Below are 18839 nucleotides of genomic sequence, written 5' to 3' on the forward strand. Positions count from 1 at the left end.
CACCAGTGCCAACTTCTTTGCGATTGCCTTGCCCGATGCGAAAGCGCGTCCGCCGACGTTTCCAGGCCTCTTATAGTGCCCACACCTTGTCGCATGGAGGGCGGCCTGCATCGCTGGTGACGACAAGGGCAACGCAATCGAATCGGAGGAATCGCGCAATGCGCTCACATCAAGACCACATCGGCTTCGGCCGCCGCATGGCGACCCTGGCTTGTTTCACGGCCATATCTTTCCCGGCCGGCGCAGCCGGCACGACGCCCGCCAATCTCGCACCCGATCTGGACGCAACCAAGACGGCGCTCATCGCATTCACGCAATGCGATGCGTCGTTTTTCACCTTGCTGGGCCAGAAGCCGCAGCTCTTCGGATCGGGCGTCGAAGTCACCATGAACGGCGCGGTGGCCGCCCCCACGGTGGCCGATCCACGGGCGCAGAAAGGACAGCGACAGTCTTTCGCACGGCCGATCGACGTGGCAGGCCTGCGCCTGATCGGTTGGCGCAACGAGGTGAGCTACGACGCGACGATGGGCGCGTTCCTCTGGTGGGGGTTCGACGTCGAAGGCACGCCCGATACGGCCGCTGACGCCCTCAACCGCCTGCTGCCGCCGGCCCAGCGCGTCGTGAAGATGGGCGACGAATGGGCGCGCGCGGAAAGCCGGCGAATCGGCGATCCCATCGACGCATGGCGCCGTGGCGGCCAGTCCGGATCGGTGACGCAGAAGGGCACGGTCGAGCGCGTGCTGCTCGTCGAAGCCGACGAGGCGCCCGGCCGGACCAAGGTCTCCTGCGCCTTGCAAGGCTCCGTCACGCCGCCCTTGCTGGAGCGCGTGCGTCCCGACCTTCCCGCGTCGCTGCAGCAATGAGCGAGACAGGCATCAAACTCGTCCTGGCCGCCGCGCTGGGACTGGCCATCGCCGGCTGCGCGTCGGGGCCACTCACGGGCCAGGGCGCATGCCGCGCCGCCGGCAACCTGCCCCTGGCCGCCAGCAAGGACGGGTACGAGCAACCGGAGCGGGCCGTGGCGCTCTGGACCCGTTGCATCGAGAGCGGACCGCAGACCGCCATCCTGAAGGGCCTGGCGCTGAAGATGCGCAGCTATGCGAGAAGGCAGCTCGAACAGAACGACGAGGCAATCCGTGACCTCGAAGAATCCCAGCGCCTGATGCCACGTCGCGAGGCATGGGACTTCATCAACCTCGCGTCGCTGTACCGGGACACAGGCCAACCCGCCAAGGCACTCGAGTTGCTTCGCAAGATGCAGGACGAGCGGTTCGGCCTGTCGGGCATGCCGGCCTACTACCACCTGGGCAGGACCTTGAGCGATCTCCAGCAGTGGCCCGAAGCGACCGAAGCCTTCACCGAGGGACTGACCTACCAACCGACGTATGCGTGGGCGTACCTGTACCGTGCCGTCGCGTACGACGCGCAAGGCCGGCGCGAATCGGCCCAAAAGGATCTCGATCGGGGCAAGGAACTGCTGGGTGCCAACACCAAGCCGGACGATCGTGCGCGACTGCTGGTTTCGCTGCGGCAAGCGCCCTTCGATGCGCTGCTTTCACGGTACGGCTACGACGTCGAGACCTTCGTCGCCAGATAGCCGTCAACACAACCCGGAGCGAAGGAAGGGGCGACCTTCCGGCTCGGTCTGAAAAGCCGAGAGGCCCGCAGGCCTCTTTTTGGTGCACATAGCTTGCATACCAGTTGGCACAGAAGCTGCTGGTATGCAGGCCCATGGCCATCTCCGCATCCGAAATCAGTGCACGCATCGTCGAAGCGGTGATGGCGCAAAAGCTCGCGCCGGGTTCGCGCCTGGGCGAGCAGCAGCTGGCCATGCTGTTCGACTGCAGCCGCACCATCGTGCGCGAAGCCCTCACGCGGCTGGCCGCGCGCGGCATCGTCACGGTGAGCGCGCGGCGCGGCTGGTTCGTCATCGAGCCCTCGCAGGACGAGGCGCGCGAGGCTTTCGAGGCGCGGCGCGTCATCGAGCTGGGGCTCATCCGCAGCGCGGGCAGCGCCGGCAAGATCGAAAAACCGGCCCTGCGCCAATTGAAGGCGCACCTTCAGCGTGAAAAGGCCGCACTGAAAGAAAGCGACGTCGGCAACCGCAGCTTCCTGCTGGGCGACTTCCATGTGTGCCTGGCCGAGTGCCTGGGCAACACGCTGCTGGCCGACACGCTGCGCGACTACACCGCGCGCACCACGCTGATCGCCATGCTCTACCAGTCGACGCACGACGCGGTGCAGTCGTGCGAAGACCATGTGCAGATCGTCGCGGCGCTGGAGCGCGGCGACCACGCCGCCGCCGAGGCGCTGATGGCCGAACACATCGGCACGGTGCAGGCGGCGCTGCGCGTGCAGGCGCCCACCGACCCGCTCGCGCAACTGCGCGACGCGCTGGCGCCGCTGCACAACACACAGGCCGCCGTCGCCGCCAAGGGCAAGCGCCGCAAGGCCGGCGCCGGCACGGCCCCACCCGCATCCGATTCTTCGACTTACCTAGGAGCCCTGCTATGACCTTCTCTTTCCTGTCCAAACGCCACTTCGCGCTCGCCGTGGTGTCCGTGGCCATGCTGGCCGCCACCGGCGCCGCGCAGGCCCAGAACGCGCTCGACAACGTGCTGAAGGCCAAGACCATCAAGATCGCCGTGCCGACCGACTACCCGCCCTACGGCTCGGTCGACAAGAACATGAAGCCGCAAGGCCTGGACGTGGAAATGGCCGAGCTCATCGCCGCCAAGCTGGGCGTGAAGATCGAGCTGGTGCCCGTGACCAGCGCCAACCGCATTCCGTACCTGCAGACGAAGAAGGCCGACCTCGTGATCTCCACGCTCGGCAAGAACCCCGAGCGCGAGAAAGTCATCGACTTCTCCTCGGCCTATGCGCCCTTCTTCCAGGCCGTGTACGCGGCCAAGAGCATGAAGCTCACCGCCTTCGCCGACATGGCCGGCAAGACCGTCGCCGTGACGCGCGGCGCGATGGAAGACCAGGAACTGAACAAGGTGGCGCCACCGAACGTCGACTACCGCCGCTTCGAGGACAACAACGCGACCATCGCGGCCTTCGTGGCCGGCCAGACGCAAACCCTTGCGACCAGCGCGGCGGTCGCCGGCGACATGCTCGCCAAGAACCCGAAGGTGAGCGCCGAGTTCAAGCTGCTGCTGAAAGACAGCCCCTGTTTCGTCGGCATCGCCAAGGGCGAAACCGCATTGAAGGCCAAGGTCAACGAGATCATCGCCGCCGCCAAGAAGGACGGCACCCTGGACGCCATGTCGAAGAAGTGGCTGGGCAAGGCCGCCGGCGACCTGCCCGTCTGATCGAACCGCGCGGCCATGAACATCGAATTCGACTTCGGGGCGGTTCTGTCGGAATGGCCGCTGCTGCTGCGCGGCGTGGCATGGACCATCGGCCTCACGGCCGTGGGCACCGTGCTGGGCATGATCGTCGGCACCTTCTGCGCCTGGGCCCGCGCGCACGGGCCGCGTGGCTGCGCATCGTCGTGGGCACGTATGTGGAACTGATCCGCAACACGCCGTTCATCGTGCAGCTGTTCTTCATCTTCTTCGGGCTGCCGGCGGCGGGCGTCAAGCTCTCGCCCGAGGTGGCGTCGGTGATCGCGATGGTGCTGAACCTGGGCGCCTACTCCACCGAGATCATCCGCGCCGGCATCGAGGCCACGCCCAAGGGGCAGATCGAGGCCGCGGTGAGCCTGGCGCTGAGCAAGTCGCAGGTGTTCCTGCGCGTGGTGCTGCCGCCCGCGCTCAAGAAGGTGTGGCCGGCCATGGTGAGCCAGATCGTCATCGTGATGCTGGGCTCGGCCGTGTGCGGGCAGATCTCGACCGAGGAGCTGAGCTACGCGGCCAACCTCATCCAGAGCCGCAACTTCCGCGCCTTCGAGGCTTTCATCGTTGCCACGCTGATCTACCTCGCGCTGTCGGTCACGCTGCGGCGGCTGCTCGACTGGGCGGGACCGAAGTTCTTCTTCGGCCGCTGAACGCCAGAGGCCACCCCGTATGTCTGATTTTTCTCTCTGGGACATCCTGCGCAACCTGCTGATGGCGCTGCGCTGGACCGCCGTGCTTTCGCTCATCGCCTTTGTCGGCGGCGGCATCGTGGGGGCGGCGCTGCTGTTACTGCGGCTGCGCGGCGGCAAGGCGGCAAACCGCGCCGTGGGCCTGTACGTGCAGCTCTTCCAGGGCACGCCGCTGCTGATGCAGCTGTTCCTGGCCTACTTCGGCATTGCGCTGTTCGGCATCGACGTGTCGGCGTGGACCGCCGCCAGCGTGGCGCTCACGCTGTACACCAGCGCCTTTCTCACCGAGATCTGGCGCGGCTGCGTGGCCTCGATCCCGAAGGGGCAATGGGAAGCCTCGGGCAGCCTGGCGCTGAGCTTCGGCGAGCAGATGCGCCACGTGATCCTGCCGCAGGCCGTGAAGATCGCCATTGCGCCGACGGTCGGCTTCCTGGTGCAGGTCATCAAGGGCACGGCGCTGGCGTCGGTGATCGGCTTCGTCGAACTCACCAAGGCCGGCAGCATGATTTCGAACGCCACCTTCCAGCCCTTCGTGGTGTTCAGCTGCGTGGCCCTGCTTTACTTCGTGCTGTGCTTTCCCGTGAGCCTGTACGCCAAGAAACTCGAGAGGAAAACCCATGGCCGCCGTGCTTGAACAACAACAAACACAGCAACCCGCCACCTCGGTGGGCGCGCCCATCGTGCGCATCACCGCGCTGCGCAAGTCGTACGGCACCAACGAAGTGCTCAAGGGCATCGACCTGGAGGTCAAGCGCGGCGAAGTCATCGCCATCATCGGCAAGAGCGGCTCGGGCAAGAGCACGCTGCTGCGTTGCATCAACGGGCTCGAGGAGTTCCAGGAAGGCGCGCTCACCGTCGACGGCAAGCCGCTGCTGCACGAAAGCGCCATGGCCATGCGCGAGCTGCGCCAGCGCGTGGGCATGATCTTCCAGAGCTTCAACCTGTTCCCGCACCTGACGGTCGGCAAGAACGTGATGCTCGCGCCCACGCTGGTGAAAAAGCGCGGCGGCCTCGAAGCCGCCTCGCAGGCGCGCAAGCTGCTCGACCGCGTGGGCCTGGCCGAGAAGTTCGACGCCATGCCCGACCAACTCTCGGGCGGCCAGCAGCAGCGCGTGGCCATCGCCCGCGCGCTGGCCATGGAGCCGGCCGTGCTGCTGTGCGACGAGATCACCTCGGCGCTCGACCCCGAACTGGTGGGCGAAGTGCTGCGCGTGGTGGAGTCGCTGGCCGACGAGGGCATGACGCTCTTGATGGTCACGCACGAGATGAGCTTCGCGCGCAAGGTCAGTGACCGCGTGATCTTCATGCACCAGGGGCGCGTGCACGAGATGGGGCCGCCGGCGGAGCTGTTCGGCAATCCGCAGACGGCGGAGCTCAAGCAGTTTTTGTCGTCGCTGCACGACTGACCGGTTGATCGGGGCCGGCGCGCTGCGCTATCCTCGCGCCATGGCCCACCTGCAGATCGCTTCGATTATTCGCACCATCCGAGAGATGGTGGGGTAGCGCGCGGTTTCACAAGACACACGCCATACGACCCGCCCCACGAGGCGGGTTTTTTTGTCTCCTGGGGTTCCTTCAAGACCACCCTCACAGGAGAACGAACGATGCTGTCGAATCCCACCACCCCCGTGCTTCACATGGTCTGCGGCAAGATCGCCGCGGGCAAGTCGACGCTGACCCAGCGGCTGGCCGCCGAACCCGCCACGGTACGCATCAGCGAGGACACCTGGCTCGCCGCGCTGTACCCCGGCGAGATCCGCGAGCTGCCCGACTATGTGCGCGCATCCACACGGCTGAAGACGGCGATGGCGGAGCACGTGGCCGCGCTGCTGAAGGCCGGCGTGTCGGTGGTGCTCGACTTTCCCGCCAACACGATCGCCAACCGCGCCTGGATGCGCGGCATCTTCGAGCAGGCCGGCGCGGCGCACAGGCTGCATTTTCTCGACGTGCCCGATGACGTGTGCAAGCAGCGGCTGCGCGCGCGCAATGCGTCGGGCACGCACGCCTTCGAGACCTCGGACGCACAGTTCGACCTGATCAGCAGCCACTTCGCGCCGCCGACGGCGACGAAGGCTTCGACGTGGTGCGGCATCGATGAGACACAACGGTTGCGCTGGCCAATTCGACTCACTTAAAATTAATGAGAAACGTTCTCATTATCTTTGAACCCATGCCAGGCAGCTGGCCGAGAGGGAAGCCATGTCTGCCGCCGAGTCCGTCTTGCATCAGCAAGTGCAGACGCTCTATTGCGATCACCACGGGTGGCTGCAGACATGGCTGCGCCGCAAGCTCGGCGATTCATTCGCTGCGGCCGACCTGGCGCAGGACACCTTTGTCAGCGTGATTACGGCAGGTGCGCCGGGCGAGATCCGCGAACCGCGCCCCTTCCTTGCAACGATCGCCCGGCGACTGATGGCGCACCGGCATCGTCGTCAGATCCTGGAAGAGAGCTACCTCGAGGCGCTGGCTGCCTTGCCGCAGGACATGGCGCCCTCGCCCGAAGTGCAGCTGCTGGCCATCGAGGCATTGCACCAGATCGACCGCGTACTCGACAGCCTGCCGCCGGCCGTGAAGGAAGCCTTTCTGCTGGCGCATCTCGAAGGTCTGAGCTATGCGGAGATTGCCGAGCGGCTGGGCGTGTCGGCCAGTTCGGTGAAGCAGTACCTGTCGCGTGCCAACCGGCAGTGCTTCTTCAACCTGGCTGGCTGAAATGTCGCACCGCCTTCTGGTTTTCGGCTGCGTGCGTGCCGTACGTCGTTGTTCAGAGCGCGCTCCCGCCGAAGGTGTGCAGTGCACACGCCCCAAACAACGGCACGGCAGAAAGCTGAAATGCTGACAGCCCCGAACAACGCCCACCCTTTCAGCGACACCACGGCCGACGAAGCGTCCGAATGGCTCACCCTGCTGATGTCCGGCGAGGCCACCGACGAAGACCGCCAGCGCTGGCAACAATGGCGCCGGCGCAACCCCGACAACGAACGCGCGTGGCAGCACATCGAGAACTTCGCCGCGCGCCTCAAGGGCTTGCACCCCGCAGCCGCCCACTCGGCGCTTTCGCTTGCAGCCGATCGCACCGTCGCGCCGGGCCGCCGCAGAGCCATGCGCGCGCTCTTCTGGCTCGGCACGGCCGGCGCCACCGGCGTGCTCGCGTCACGCACCCAGACCTGGCGCCAAACGGTCGCCGACTACCGCACGGGCACCGGCGAACAGCGCAGCGTGTCGCTGGACGACGGCACGCGCATCACCCTCAACACGGCGAGTGCCATCGACGTGCGCTTCGACGGCGAGCGGCGCCTGGTTCGTCTGTTGGCGGGCGAAGTGATGATCGTCACAGGCCACGCCCGCAGCGACAGCCGGCCCTTTGTCGTCGACACCGCCGAAGGACGCATCCGCGCGCTCGGCACTCGCTTCAGCGTGCGCCAGCAAAGCGGCCGCACCCGCGTTGCCGTGCTGGAGAGCGCGGTCGAGATCACGCCTTCGGCCACGCCCGGCGCCCCCCGCCTGCTGCACGCCGGCGAACGCACCACCTTCACTGCGGCGGACATCAACGCACTCGCCGTGGTCGACGACCAGACCTCGGCCTGGACACTGGGCCAGCTCATTGCCGACGACATGCGCCTGGGCGACTTCATCGAAGAGCTCGGCCGCTACCGGCCCGGCATCGTGCGTTGCGACCCTGCGGTGGCCAGCCTGCGCTTTTCGGGCGTGTTTCCGCTCGCAGACACCGACCGCATCCTTGCGATGCTGCCCAGCGTGCTCCCGGTGCAGGTGCGCACACGCACCAAGCTCTGGGCGACGGTGGAGTCTGCGAAATAAGGCATCTCTCAACTTTTTTTCAAGAATTTGCCGTTTCCGCCTGCCCGATTCGATTTCTCGCGGCACCTACCAAGTGAGGGCTTTTTTTCAGCAATCACTTCGAGAGACCACCATGCCGACCAACGGGCGCCAGCACCGACACCAAGACAGCCGACAGGCTCGCGAGACCACCGCCACTTCCGCCTTTCCGGCGCCTGCCATGAGGCCCGTGGCCCACGCCGTGTCGATGGCCGTCTGCGGCCTTGCCCTGCTGGCCGTGCCTCCCGGCGCAGCGCTCGCCCAGGCACCCGCCGGCCAGCAGGCGCAGGCGGCACGCCAGAACTACAACGTGCCCGCAGGCCCCCTGGTCCCGGCCCTGCGCAGCTTTGCCAGCGCGGCCAACCTGCCGCTGACCTTCGTTGCCGACCAGACCGAGGGCAAGCGCACTGCCGGCGTGCGCGGGCAGTTCACGCAGCAGGAAGCGCTGGCCGCCCTGCTCGGTGGCACCGGCCTGCAGGCGGTGCGGCTGGACAACGGTGGCTACGTGCTGCGCAGCCAGCCCGCGCCTGCCGAACCCGCACCGGCCGCCGACGCGCGCACGCTCCCCACGGTGCGGGTGACGGCCGAAGCCGAGCGCGAAACCGCCACCGGCCCCCTGCTCGGCTACGCCGCGCGGATCAGCGCCACGGCCACCAAGACCGACACACCGCTCATCGAGGTGCCGCAGTCGATCTCGGTCATCGGCCGCGCCGAAATGGACGCGCGCGGCGCACAGGACGTCATGGACGCCGTGCGCTACACGCCCGGCGTCACCACAAGCACCTACGGCCCCGACAACCGCAGTTGGGAATACATCCTGCTGCGGGGCTTCGAGGCCGGCGTCACTGGCATCTACCGGGACGGACTCGGCCAACCGGGGTTCCTGCCTACCTACTACCTGACCGAGCCCTACGCCCTGGAGCGCGTGGAGGTGCTGCGCGGCCCGGCATCGATGGTCTTCGGCAAGGCGGATGCAGGCGGCATCGTCAACCGCGTGAGCAAGGAGCCCGGCGAACGGGTGCGCGAGATCGAAGTCCAGTACGGCAGCTTCCAACGCAAGCAACTGGCGTTCGACCTCGGCGACAAGATCGGCGGCAACACCGACCTGAGCTACCGCCTGATCGGCGTGGGCCTGGACGGCAACGACCAGGACCGGTACCCCGACGGCCGCAAGCTGAACCACACGCGCTCCTACATCGCGCCTTCGGTGCGCTGGCAGCCCAATGCGTCCACCTCGTTGACGGTCTTCGGCGAGTACCTCAGGAACAACACGGCCGAAGACCCCTACTACTTCGCCCAGAACTACGTTCAGTACCCCATCAAGATGGGTGACCACAGCTTCGGCCAGCTCAAGCAGACCTCGAGCGCCGTCGGTTACCGCTTCGAGACGGCCCTGAACGACAGCTGGACCCTTCGCCAGACTTCCGCTACAGCCAGATCGCCATGGACCGGCGCGTCGTCTGGATCGACTCGCTCGGCGAAGACCAGCACACGCTCTCCCGCATCGCCCGGACCTGGAACGACCCCGTGAACCTGACGGTGCTCGACACCAGCGTGCAGGGCAAGCTGCAGTACGGCGCCGTTCAACACACGGTGCTGCTGGGTGTCGACTACAGCGACCAGAAAGGCAAGCAGCGGCGCTTCATCGGCCCGGCCCCCGACCTCGACCTGTTCGCCCCTGTCTACGGCCAGGCCGTGACGATGCCGACCGACCCGCTGAGCCACCTGGCCCAGTCGACACGCCAGACCGGTTTCTATGCCCAGGACCAGATCAAGTTCGGCGAGCACTGGGTCGTCACCCTCGGCGGCCGCCAGGATCATGTGCGCCAGCTCACCGACGACTACCTGGACACGAGCCATACCCGGCAATCGGACAGCGCGTTCAGTGGCCGGGCGGGCCTGACCTACCTGTTCAGCAGCGGCTGGGCGCCCTACATCAGCCATGTCACGTCCTTCCTGCCCAACAGCGGGGTCGACGCGAACAGCGAACCCTTCAAGCCCAGCCGCGGCAAACAGGTGGAAGTTGGCGTCAAGTTCCAGCCCGTCGGCACGCGCACCCTGTTCACCGCCGCAGCCTTCGACCTGCGCAAGACCAACGTGGTGACCTACGACCCGGCAACCGGCGAGGGACGCCAGATCGGCAGGCAGCGCTCCCGCGGCATCGAACTCTAGGCCAAGGGCGAGATCGCACCGGGCCTGAACCTCGCCGCCGCATACACCTGGCTGGACATGAAGGTGCTCGACAGCGCTGATCCGGGCGAAGTCGGCAAGATCCCGCCGCTCGTGCCCAAGCAGTCCGCCTCGGTGTGGCTCGACTACACGCTGGGCAACGGCGTGGGATTCGGCGGTGGCGTGCGCTACGTCGCAAACGCCAGAACGACGAGTCCAACTCCACATTCGAGCGCGGCGTGACGCTCTTCGACGCGGCCGCGCACTACGAACGCGGCCCCTGGCGCTTCGCACTCAACATCTCCAACCTGGCGGACAAGAAGTACAACTCCATCTGCTACCACGGAGAGTGCTACCAAGGCACCCGCCGAACAGCGACGCTCACGGCACGCTACCGCTGGCAATAGTTATTTCTCTATGCTCGGGCCCGATGCAGATCGAACAAGCCCGCCCTGAAGAGGCCGCCACCGTGGCGGCCGTGTTGAACGAAGCCGCCCAGTGGATCGCCGCCGAAGGCCGGCCGCTGTGGTCGGCCACCGACATCGGGCTGGAACGCATCCAGCGCGACACCGATGCCGGCCGCTACTTCATTGCGCGCCACGACGGCGACGTGGCCGGCGTAATGCGGCTCGACCTCGAAGACCCGAACTTCTGGCCCGAGATCGACAGCGGGAGTTCGGTGTTCGTGCACAAGCTGGCCGTGCGCAGGGCCTGGGCCGGGCAAGGCGTGCCGGCCCTGCTGCTGACCTTTGCGCGCGAACATGCGCGCGGCCTGGGCCGGCAGTGCCTGCGGCTCGACTGCGTGGCGGACCGCGCCGCGCTGCGCCGTCTGTACGAAGGCTTCGGGTTCTCGCTGCACAGCGAGATCCACAAGGGCAGCAGGTCTTTCGCGCGCTACGCGTTGCCGCTCGACGGCTAGCAGTGTGCGCAGCGCGCCGAGCGGAAGCCGGGCCGCCGGCGCTCCGGGTGCGCGGGTCGCGCGTCAATCATTTTTATTACAAAATTTAACCCCGCCAGACAAATGCGCATGCCAACAACACCCGGCCCCGGGGAACGTTTGCGCCTGTGGCAAGCTCGGCAAGGTATGCACATCCGTTCTTTTGCTCCTCTTCCCTATCGCCGTCGGATGCTGCGCGCGCTGCTGGGCGCCGCGGCCCTGCAGGCGCCGTTCGCGGCGCTGGCTGGCTTCAACTTCTTCACCAGCGAATACACCGCCACGCGCGACGAGCTGCAGGCGCAGATCGCCAAGCGCTTTCCGGTGGCCGAGCGCTATGCGGAGATCTTCATGGTCGGCCTGCGCGACCCGCAGCTGGGCCTCAATGGGCAAACCAACCGCGCAGCCATCACGGCCACGCTGACCATCGCGAGCCCCCTGCTCGCGGCGTCGCCGGTGCAAGGCGTGGTTTCGGTCAGCAGCGCGCTGAAATACGACGCCGCCACGCGCGCGCTGCGCCTGGACCAGCCCAAGGCCGAAAAGCTCGAGCTGCAGGGCGTGGAAGGGCGCGACGCCGAGCGGCTGCAGAAAGTGGGCGCGGTGGTGGCGCAGGAGCTGCTGCAAGGCCAGATACTGCGCAGCTTCACCGCCGACGAACTGACGGTCGGCCGCAAGACCTACGAGGTCGGCGACATCACGGTGCTGGACACCGGCATCAAGGTACAGCTCAAATGAAATACGCGCTCCTCGCCACTGCCCTGCTCGCCGCCGGCTGCGCGGCCATCACGCCCACGGCCAAGCAGCACTTCGACCTCGAGGCCCACCGGGGCGGGCGCGGGCTGGCGCCCGAGAACACGCTGGCGGCGTTCAACAACGCCATCGACCTGGGCGTGACCACGCTGGAGCTCGACATCGGGCTCACGGCCGACGGCGTGGTCGTGATCTCGCACGACACCTCGCTCAACCCCGACCACACGCGCGACGCCGGCGGCGCCTGGCTCGCGCCCAGGAGCGGCGCCGCGATCCGCTCGCTCACGCTGGCGCAGCTGCAGACCTACGACGTGGGCCGCCTGAACCCGTCGAGCAACTACGGCAAGCAGTTCGCGCTGCAGCAGCCGCGCGACGGCGAGCGCATTCCGGCGCTGGCCGCGCTGTTCGCCCAGGTGCAGGCGCGCGGCGCCAACGCGGCCACGGTGCGCTTCAACATCGAGACCAAGGTCGACCCCGGCAAGCCCGACGAAACCGCCGCGCCCGAGCCGATGGTGCGCGCGCTGCTGGCCGAAATCGACAAGGCGAAGATGGCCGACCGCGTGACCATCCAGAGCTTCGACTGGCGCACGCTGGCGCTGGTCGGCCAGCTCGCGCCGCAGCTGCCGCGCGCCTACCTCACCACGCCCCGCACGCTGAAGGACAGCCGCTGGACGGCCGGCCTGGAACTGGCGAGCTTTGCCTCGGTGCCGCAGATGGTCAGGGCCGCGTCGGCCAACGGGCCCGGCCCGGTGATCTGGTCGCCGGCCTACGGCGACCTGTCTCCCGCCGTCATCAAGGAAGCGCAGAAGCTCGGCCTCAAGGTGCTGCCCTGGACCGTGAACCAGCGCGCCGACATGCAGCGGCTGATGGACTGGGGCGCCGACGGCCTCATCACCGACTACCCCGACATCCTGCGCGACCTGATGCGCGAGCGCGGGCTGTCGCTGCCGCCACCCGGAAAGACCACGCCATGAGCAACCAGGCCGCCACGGCGCAGCTCGACGCCATTGCCGCGCGCATCGCTACGCTGCGCAGCAATGGCGGCGACGGCTCCGTCACCACGCTGTCCAACGACGCGCGCGCCAGCACCGAACTGCTCGCCGCCCTGCCGCCGCGTTACGGCGAGGTCCTGCTGAACCTGCTCGACCGGCTCGAGTCGAGCGCGCTCTTCAGCGAAGAAAGCTGCTCGTTCAGCCAGAAAGACCTGCTCGACAACCTGCAGGTGTGGGCCGACAAGGCCCGCGGCCAACTGGTGGCTTAGGGCCCCGGTTTATCATCCGCGCCATGCGCACCCTGCTGCTCGCCCTCATGATCGCCCTGCTGCCCATTCGCGGCTGGCTCGGCGATGCCATGGCGGTCGAGATGGTGCGGCATTCGATGCCCGCGACCTCGTCCGTTTCCATGGCGACGGCGGCGGCCACCGAGGCCCATTGCCACGAGGCGATGGAAGCCGGCGGCGGCATGGACATGGCCATGTCGATGATGGCCGACCACGCCGGCTCGCACGACGACACCAGCAGCAGCAGCCACAGCGGCACCGACCACCAGGCTGCGGCACCTGCACCGCCTGCCAGGTCTGCCACACCGTGGCGCTCGGCGGCATGCCCCTCATCGACATCGTGCACAGCGCGCCCCAGGCGCCGCCCGCGGCACACGCGAGCCGCTTCGCCAGCGCGGAGCCCGCCCAGGGCCTGAAGCCGCCCATTTCCTGATCTCCCTGCCCGTAGTCCGTCCGCGGTGAGCCCTTTGCGGCTCGCGGCGTCCGTCGTATTGCTCATGGAGATCGAGCGTGAACCCCATCCTTGGCCGGCAGCCTGCCGGCACCCATCGCTACCGAGCGTGTAGCCACCCGCGTCCGCCCGGCGGCCGCACACCTTCCGTTTCATTCATCCGTACCGCGACCGTGCTGGCCGCCGCGCTGGTGCTCGCCGGCTGCGCCAGCCTCTCGTCCGACGGCGGCACCGCCGACGTGCAGGCGCTGGTCGCGGGCAACCCGCTCATGGCGGGCGCCGCCGCCCAGCGCACACCCGATGAGGCGTCTCGGCAGCGCGTCGGCGAGCTGCTCGCACAGCCGCTCGATGCCGAGGCGGCCGTGCGCATCGCGCTGCTCAACAGCCCGCGCGTGCAGGACGCCTTCGCCACGCTGCAGCTGAGCGACGCCGACCGCGTGCAGGCCGCGAGCCTGCCGAACCCGGTGTTCGCCTTCAGCCGCCTGACCCAGGGCAGCGAGCGCGAGATCGACCGCCTGCTGAGCTTCAACGTGGTGGGCCTCATCACGCTGCCGTGGCAGGCGCGCTGGGCCGGCCAGCGGCACGAGTCGGCCAAGCTGCAGGCCGCGCAGAGCGTGCTGGTGCTGGCCGCCGACACACGCCGCGCCTGGGTCCGCGCGGTGGCCGCGCAGCAGAGCGTGGCGTACCTGCGCGACGCCAAAGACGCTGCCGAAGCCGGTGCCGAACTCGCGCACCGCATGGCCCAGGTCGGCAACTGGAGCGCGCTGCAACGCACGCGCGAGCAGCTGCTGCTGGCCGACGCGGGCGCGCAGCTGGCCCGCGCCGAGCAGGCGGCCGTCGCCTCGCGCGAGCAGCTCACGCGGCTGCTCGGCCTGAGCGGCGAGCGCACCGCCTACACCCTGCCCGACCGCCTGCCGGCCCTGCCCAAGGCCGCGCCCGAGCTCGGCGACGTGCAGGCGCTAGCGCTGCGCGACCGGCTCGACGTGCGCTCGGCGCAGGCGCAGAACACGGCGGTGGCCGGCTCGCTCGGCCTCACGCACGCCACCAGCGTGATCAACGCGATGGACATCGGCATCGCGCGCAACAGCAAGTTCGACAACGGCGCCGACCGCTCGCGCAGCACGCAGCGCGGTTTCGAGCTGGACCTGCCGATTCCGATCTTCGACTGGGGCCAGGCCCGCAACGGCCGCGCCGAGGCGCTGTACCTGCAATCGGCCGCGCGCGTGCGCGACGTGGGCGTGCTGGCCGCGAGCGAGGCGCGCGAAGCGTGGCAGGGCTGGAACACGGCCTACGCCATCGCTCGCCGCTACCGCGACGAGGTACTGCCGCTGCGCAAGAAGGTCAACGAAGAGATGGTGCTGCGCTACAACGGCATGCTCGCCAGCGTGTGGGAACTGCTCGGCGAAACGCGCGCCAGCATGCTCGCCGTGAATTCGGGCATCGAGGCGCAGCGCGACTTCTGGTTGGCAGACACCGACCTGCAACTGGTGCTCACGGGCAGTTCGCCCGGCGGCATGACGGCGCTGCAGACCGCGGCCGCCAACGAAACACCCGCGGCGGGAGGCCACTGACATGAACCGTCGCAATTTCTTCGCGGGCGCGGCCACGGCCGTTGCCGCCACCACCGTGAGCCGCGTGGCCATGGCCGCCTTGCCGGAGCCCGTCTCGCAAAGCTCCACCGCCACCGCACCACCGCTCAACCCGCCGAACGGCCGCCCCTACAACCCCGTCGTCACCCTCAACGGCTGGACGCTGCCCTGGCGCATGAACGCCGGCGTCAAGGAGTTCCACCTCGTCGCCGAACCCGTGATGCGCGAAATGGCGCCCGGCTTCAAGGTCAACATGTGGGGCTACAACGGCCAGTCGCCGGGCCCGACCATCGAGGTGGTCGAGGGCGACCGCGTGCGCGTCTACGTCACCAACCGCCTGCCCGAGCACACGACCGTGCACTGGCACGGCCAGCGCCTGCCCAACGGCATGGACGGCGTGGGCGGCATCACGCAGCCGCACATTCCGCCGGGCAAGACCTTCGTCTACGAGTTCACCGCGCGCCGCCCCGGCACCTTCATGTACCACCCGCACGCCGACGAGATGGTGCAGATGGCCATGGGGATGATGGGCTTCTGGGTCACGCATCCGCGCGAGGCGCGCAGCCATCCGCTCATCGAGCCGGTGCAGCGTGATTTCTGCTTTCTGCTCGGCAGCTTCGACGTGGAGCCCGGCAGCGCCACGCCCAAGGTCAACACCATGACCGACTTCAACATCTGGAGCTTCAACAGCCGCGTGTTCCCGGCCATCGACACGCTCAACGTGCGCAAGGGCGACCGCGTGCGCATTCGCGCGGGCAACCTCACGATGACCAACCACCCCATCCACATCCACGGCCACGAGTTCGAGGTGACGGGCACCGACGGCGGCCCCGTGCCGCGCACCGCGCGCTGGCCCGAGGTGTCGGTCGACGTGGCGGTGGGCCAGATGCGGCAGATGGAATTCATCGCCGACGAGGAAGGCGACTGGTCGCTGCACTGCCACAAGGCGCACCACACGATGGGGCCGATGGGCCACGAGGTGCCGACCATGATCGGCGTCGACCACAAGGGCGTGGCCGAGAAGATCCGCAAGCTCGTGCCCGACTACATGGTGATGGGCGACAAGGGCATGGCCGACATGGGCGAGATGGAAATGCCCATTCCCGACAACACCGTGCCCATGATGACCGGCACCGGCCCCTTCGGCTCGGCCGAGATGGGCGGCATGTTCACGCTGCTGAAGGTGCGGCGCGACCAGAAGCCCGGCGACTACAGCGACCCCGGCTGGTTCAAGCACCCGGCGGGCACGGTGGCGCGCGAGGTGCCGGGGGCCAACGTGCCGCCGGCCACGCGCAACGCGCCCGCGGCCACCAAGGGCGGCGACGCCGACGCGACCGTGCGCAAGCCTTCGGGCGGCGGCGGCCACGACCACTGACTCACCACACCGTTTCATCCGGAACCCACACCATGAACAAGACACTTCAATCCGTCGCCGCGTGCCTGGCGCTCGCGGCCGTCGCCACCGCGTCGATAGCGCACGAAGGCCACGCCCCCAAGCCGCCCGGCGCCGCCGCGCTCGCGCCGGAGCAGAAGCCCTGGGGCATCGCGGGCAAGCCCGGCGCGGTGAAACGCACCATCGACATCGCGATGGCCGACGACATGACGTTCACGCCGTCGGTCATCGAGGTGCACGAGGGCGACACCGTGCGCCTGCGCCTGAAGAACCGCGGCAAGGAGCTGCACGAACTGGTGCTCGGCACCACGGCCGAGATCGAGGCGCACGCCGCCATGATGAAGAAATTCCCGGACATGGAACACGACGACCCGTGGATGGTGCACGTGCCCGCCGGCAAGACCGGCGACATGGTCTGGACCTTCAACCGCGCGGGCGACTTCGACTTTGCCTGCCTGGTGAAGGACCACTACGAACTCGGCATGGCCGGCCGCGTGCGCGTGCTGGCCGCCGCCGCCAAGCCCTGAAGACGAAAGGAAAAGCACCCCATGCAACGACGAACCCTGCTGAAACGCGCCGCCCCGCTGCTGGCGCTCGCGGCGGCCCTGCCGCTGCCGGCCCTGGCCGCCGCGCCCATGGTCGAGATCTGGAAAGACCCGAACTGCGGCTGCTGCCAGGACTGGGTCAAGCACCTCAACAAGAACGGCTTCGCGACCCGCGTGCACGACGAGGGCAACGGCGCCGCGCGCGAGCGGCTGGGCATCCCGGCCAAGCTGGGCTCCTGCCACACCGGGCGGGTCGGCGGCTACGCCATCGAGGGCCACGTGCCCGCGCGCGAGGTGCAGCGCCTGCTGAAGGAAAAGCCCAAGGCCGTCGGCCTCGCGGTGCCCGGCATGCCGGTCGGCTCGCCGGGCATGGACGGCCCGGCCTACGGCGACCAGCGCGATCCCTACGACGTGCTGCTGGTGCTGGCCGACGGCAGCACGCGCGTCTTCCAGAGCTATCGCTGAACCACCACCAACCCAACCAACGAAAGACATCATGAAGAAACTGTTCACCGCACTGTGCGCCGCCCTGCTCGCCACGGCCGCCTTCGCCCAGGCCGCGCTGCCCTCCGTCGAGGGCGAAGTGCGCAAGGTCGACACCGACGCCAAGAAGATCACGCTGAAGCACGGCGACATTCCCAACCTCGAAATGACCGGCATGACGATGGTCTTCCGCGTGAGCGACCCCGCGCTGCTCGGCAAGGTGAAGCCGGGTGACAAGGTGCAGTTCACGGCCGACAAGGTCGACGGCGCGCTGACCGTGCTGTCGATCGTCCCGGCGAACTGAGTCCGGCCGGGGGCCCGTCGCCGCTTCCCTAGAATGCGGCGACGAACACGCCGGACACAGGAACAGAACTTGCCCAAACGAAGCTATCTCGACTTCGAACAGCCCATTGCCGAACTCGAATCCCGGATCGAGGCCCTGCGATCGATGCAGGAAGGTTCCGCGGTCGACATCTCGCAGGAAATCGACCAGCTCGACAAGAAGGGCCAGCAGCTCACCAAGGACATCTACGGCGAGCTCACGCCCTGGCAGATCTTCAAGATCGCGCGGCACCCCGAACGGCCGCTCACGCTCGACTACATCCAGGCCATCTTTACCGACTTCGTCGAGCTGCATGCGACCGCCACTACGCCGACGACATGGCACTGGTGGGCGGTCTGGCCCGCTTCAACGGCACGCCCTGCATGGTGCTGGGCCACCAGCGCGGCGCCGACACCCGCGAGCGGGTGCTGCGCAACTACGGCATGTGCAAGCCCGAGGGCTATCGCAAGGCGCTGCGCCTGATGAAGACGGCCGAGAAATTCGGCCTGCCGGTGTTCACCTTCGTCGACACCATGGGCGCCTACCCCGGCATCGACGCCGAGGAGCGCGGGCAGTCCGAGGCCATCGGCCGCAACATCCTGGAAATGGCGCAGCTCGAAGTGCCGATCATCACCACGGTGATCGGCGAAGGCGGCTCCGGCGGTGCGCTCGGCATTGCCGTGGCCGACCAGATGCTGATGCTGCAGTACGCGGTGTATTCGGTGATCAGCCCCGAAGGCTGCGCCTCGATTCTCTGGAAGACCAGCGAGCGGGCTCAGGACGCGGCCGAGGCACTGGGCATCACCGCCCCGCGCCTGAAGGCCCTGGGCCTGATCGACAAGATCGTGAACGAGCCGGTGGGCGGCGCCCACCGTGATCCGAAGCAGGCGGCGGCCTCGCTCAAGCGCGCCCTGGGCGACGCGCTGCGGCAGTTGTCCGACCTGAAGCCCGGAGCGCTGGTCGACCAGCGCTACGAGAAGCTGCAGAGCTACGGGCGCTTCGTCGACATCAAGGCCAGCGCAGGCGGGCGCTGACGACACAAGAAACTACTTCTTGCAAC

Annotated in this window: 20 protein-coding genes and 4 pseudogenes; all 24 read left to right on the forward strand. The window is 68.0% G+C overall.

What is annotated here, in order from left to right:
* Nucleotides 1-158 precede the first annotated feature (158 nt).
* On the forward strand, nt 159-863 hold the full coding sequence (locus BMG07_RS27130; protein WP_198087131.1) for a hypothetical protein: 705 nt from the start codon (nt 159-161) through the stop codon (nt 861-863).
* Nucleotides 860-1597 (forward strand): tetratricopeptide repeat protein, encoded by a 738-nt coding sequence (locus BMG07_RS27135; protein WP_198087132.1) that lies wholly within the window; start codon nt 860-862, stop codon nt 1595-1597. The genes BMG07_RS27130 and BMG07_RS27135 overlap by 4 nt, the downstream gene beginning before the upstream one ends.
* A 134-nt stretch (nt 1598-1731) precedes the next feature.
* On the forward strand, nt 1732-2514 hold the full coding sequence (locus tag BMG07_RS27140) for a GntR family transcriptional regulator (protein WP_198087133.1): 783 nt from the start codon (nt 1732-1734) through the stop codon (nt 2512-2514).
* Nucleotides 2511-3314, forward strand: coding sequence for a transporter substrate-binding domain-containing protein (locus tag BMG07_RS27145; protein WP_198087134.1), 804 nt, complete (start codon nt 2511-2513; stop codon nt 3312-3314). Before BMG07_RS27140 ends, BMG07_RS27145 begins: the two co-directional genes overlap by 4 nt.
* 15 nt (nt 3315-3329) lie before the next feature.
* A pseudogene (locus tag BMG07_RS27150) lies at nt 3330-3991 on the forward strand (amino acid ABC transporter permease).
* A 19-nt stretch (nt 3992-4010) separates the two neighbouring features.
* Nucleotides 4011-4664: an amino acid ABC transporter permease gene (locus BMG07_RS27155; RefSeq protein ID WP_198087135.1), complete on the forward strand. Its 654-nt coding sequence runs from the start codon at nt 4011-4013 to the stop codon at nt 4662-4664.
* Nucleotides 4648-5436: an amino acid ABC transporter ATP-binding protein gene (locus tag BMG07_RS27160; RefSeq protein WP_269759422.1), complete on the forward strand. Its 789-nt coding sequence runs from the start codon at nt 4648-4650 to the stop codon at nt 5434-5436. Before BMG07_RS27155 ends, BMG07_RS27160 begins: the two co-directional genes overlap by 17 nt.
* A gap of 198 nt (nt 5437-5634) precedes the next feature.
* A pseudogene (locus tag BMG07_RS27165) lies at nt 5635-6128 on the forward strand (AAA family ATPase).
* 101 nt (nt 6129-6229) lie between these two features.
* Nucleotides 6230-6739 (forward strand): sigma-70 family RNA polymerase sigma factor, encoded by a 510-nt coding sequence (locus BMG07_RS27170; RefSeq protein ID WP_198087136.1) that lies wholly within the window; start codon nt 6230-6232, stop codon nt 6737-6739.
* Between the two features lie 120 nt (nt 6740-6859).
* Nucleotides 6860-7846, forward strand: coding sequence for a FecR domain-containing protein (locus BMG07_RS27175; RefSeq protein WP_198087137.1), 987 nt, complete (start codon nt 6860-6862; stop codon nt 7844-7846).
* 199 nt (nt 7847-8045) lie between these two features.
* Nucleotides 8046-9395, forward strand: coding sequence for a TonB-dependent siderophore receptor (locus tag BMG07_RS27180; RefSeq protein ID WP_198087138.1), 1350 nt, complete (start codon nt 8046-8048; stop codon nt 9393-9395).
* Nucleotides 9308-10276: pseudogene (locus BMG07_RS44325) on the forward strand (TonB-dependent siderophore receptor). The gene BMG07_RS27180 and the pseudogene BMG07_RS44325 overlap by 88 nt, the downstream one beginning before the upstream one ends.
* Nucleotides 10273-10440 carry a TonB-dependent receptor gene (locus tag BMG07_RS44335; protein ID WP_198087156.1) on the forward strand — a complete coding sequence of 56 codons (168 nt, stop codon included), beginning with the start codon at nt 10273-10275 and terminating at the stop codon, nt 10438-10440. The pseudogene BMG07_RS44325 and the gene BMG07_RS44335 overlap by 4 nt, the downstream one beginning before the upstream one ends.
* Nucleotides 10441-10463: 23 nt before the next feature.
* Nucleotides 10464-10952 carry a GNAT family N-acetyltransferase gene (locus BMG07_RS27200; protein ID WP_198087141.1) on the forward strand — a complete coding sequence of 163 codons (489 nt, stop codon included), beginning with the start codon at nt 10464-10466 and terminating at the stop codon, nt 10950-10952.
* 207 nt (nt 10953-11159) lie between these two features.
* Nucleotides 11160-11702 (forward strand): DUF1439 domain-containing protein, encoded by a 543-nt coding sequence (locus tag BMG07_RS27205; RefSeq protein ID WP_269759423.1) that lies wholly within the window; start codon nt 11160-11162, stop codon nt 11700-11702.
* Nucleotides 11699-12691: a glycerophosphodiester phosphodiesterase gene (locus tag BMG07_RS27210; protein ID WP_198087143.1), complete on the forward strand. Its 993-nt coding sequence runs from the start codon at nt 11699-11701 to the stop codon at nt 12689-12691. Before BMG07_RS27205 ends, BMG07_RS27210 begins: the two co-directional genes overlap by 4 nt.
* Complete coding sequence (locus BMG07_RS27215; RefSeq protein ID WP_198087144.1) at nt 12688-12978, forward strand: hypothetical protein; 291 nt, start codon at nt 12688-12690, stop codon at nt 12976-12978. Before BMG07_RS27210 ends, BMG07_RS27215 begins: the two co-directional genes overlap by 4 nt.
* A gap of 23 nt (nt 12979-13001) precedes the next feature.
* A complete protein-coding gene (locus BMG07_RS27220; protein WP_269759424.1) occupies nt 13002-13412 on the forward strand; it encodes a hypothetical protein in 411 nt (136 codons plus the stop codon).
* Nucleotides 13413-13506: 94 nt separating this feature from the next.
* Nucleotides 13507-15018 (forward strand): TolC family protein, encoded by a 1512-nt coding sequence (locus BMG07_RS27225; protein ID WP_198087145.1) that lies wholly within the window; start codon nt 13507-13509, stop codon nt 15016-15018.
* A gap of 1 nt (nt 15019) precedes the next feature.
* A complete protein-coding gene (locus BMG07_RS27230) occupies nt 15020-16411 on the forward strand; it encodes a multicopper oxidase family protein (protein ID WP_198087146.1) in 1392 nt (463 codons plus the stop codon).
* Between the two features lie 32 nt (nt 16412-16443).
* Nucleotides 16444-16956 carry a plastocyanin/azurin family copper-binding protein gene (locus BMG07_RS27235; protein ID WP_198087147.1) on the forward strand — a complete coding sequence of 171 codons (513 nt, stop codon included), beginning with the start codon at nt 16444-16446 and terminating at the stop codon, nt 16954-16956.
* A gap of 21 nt (nt 16957-16977) precedes the next feature.
* On the forward strand, nt 16978-17439 hold the full coding sequence (locus BMG07_RS27240; protein WP_198087148.1) for a DUF411 domain-containing protein: 462 nt from the start codon (nt 16978-16980) through the stop codon (nt 17437-17439).
* A 31-nt stretch (nt 17440-17470) separates the two neighbouring features.
* Entirely contained in the window at nt 17471-17761 is a 291-nt protein-coding gene (locus BMG07_RS27245) for a copper-binding protein (RefSeq protein WP_198087149.1), read from the forward strand.
* A 33-nt stretch (nt 17762-17794) separates the two neighbouring features.
* Nucleotides 17795-18813: pseudogene (locus tag BMG07_RS27250) on the forward strand (acetyl-CoA carboxylase carboxyltransferase subunit alpha).
* The last annotated feature ends 26 nt before the right edge of the window (nt 18814-18839 follow it).

The organism is Variovorax sp. E3, from assembly GCF_016082275.1.
Lineage (GTDB): Bacteria > Pseudomonadota > Gammaproteobacteria > Burkholderiales > Burkholderiaceae_C > Variovorax.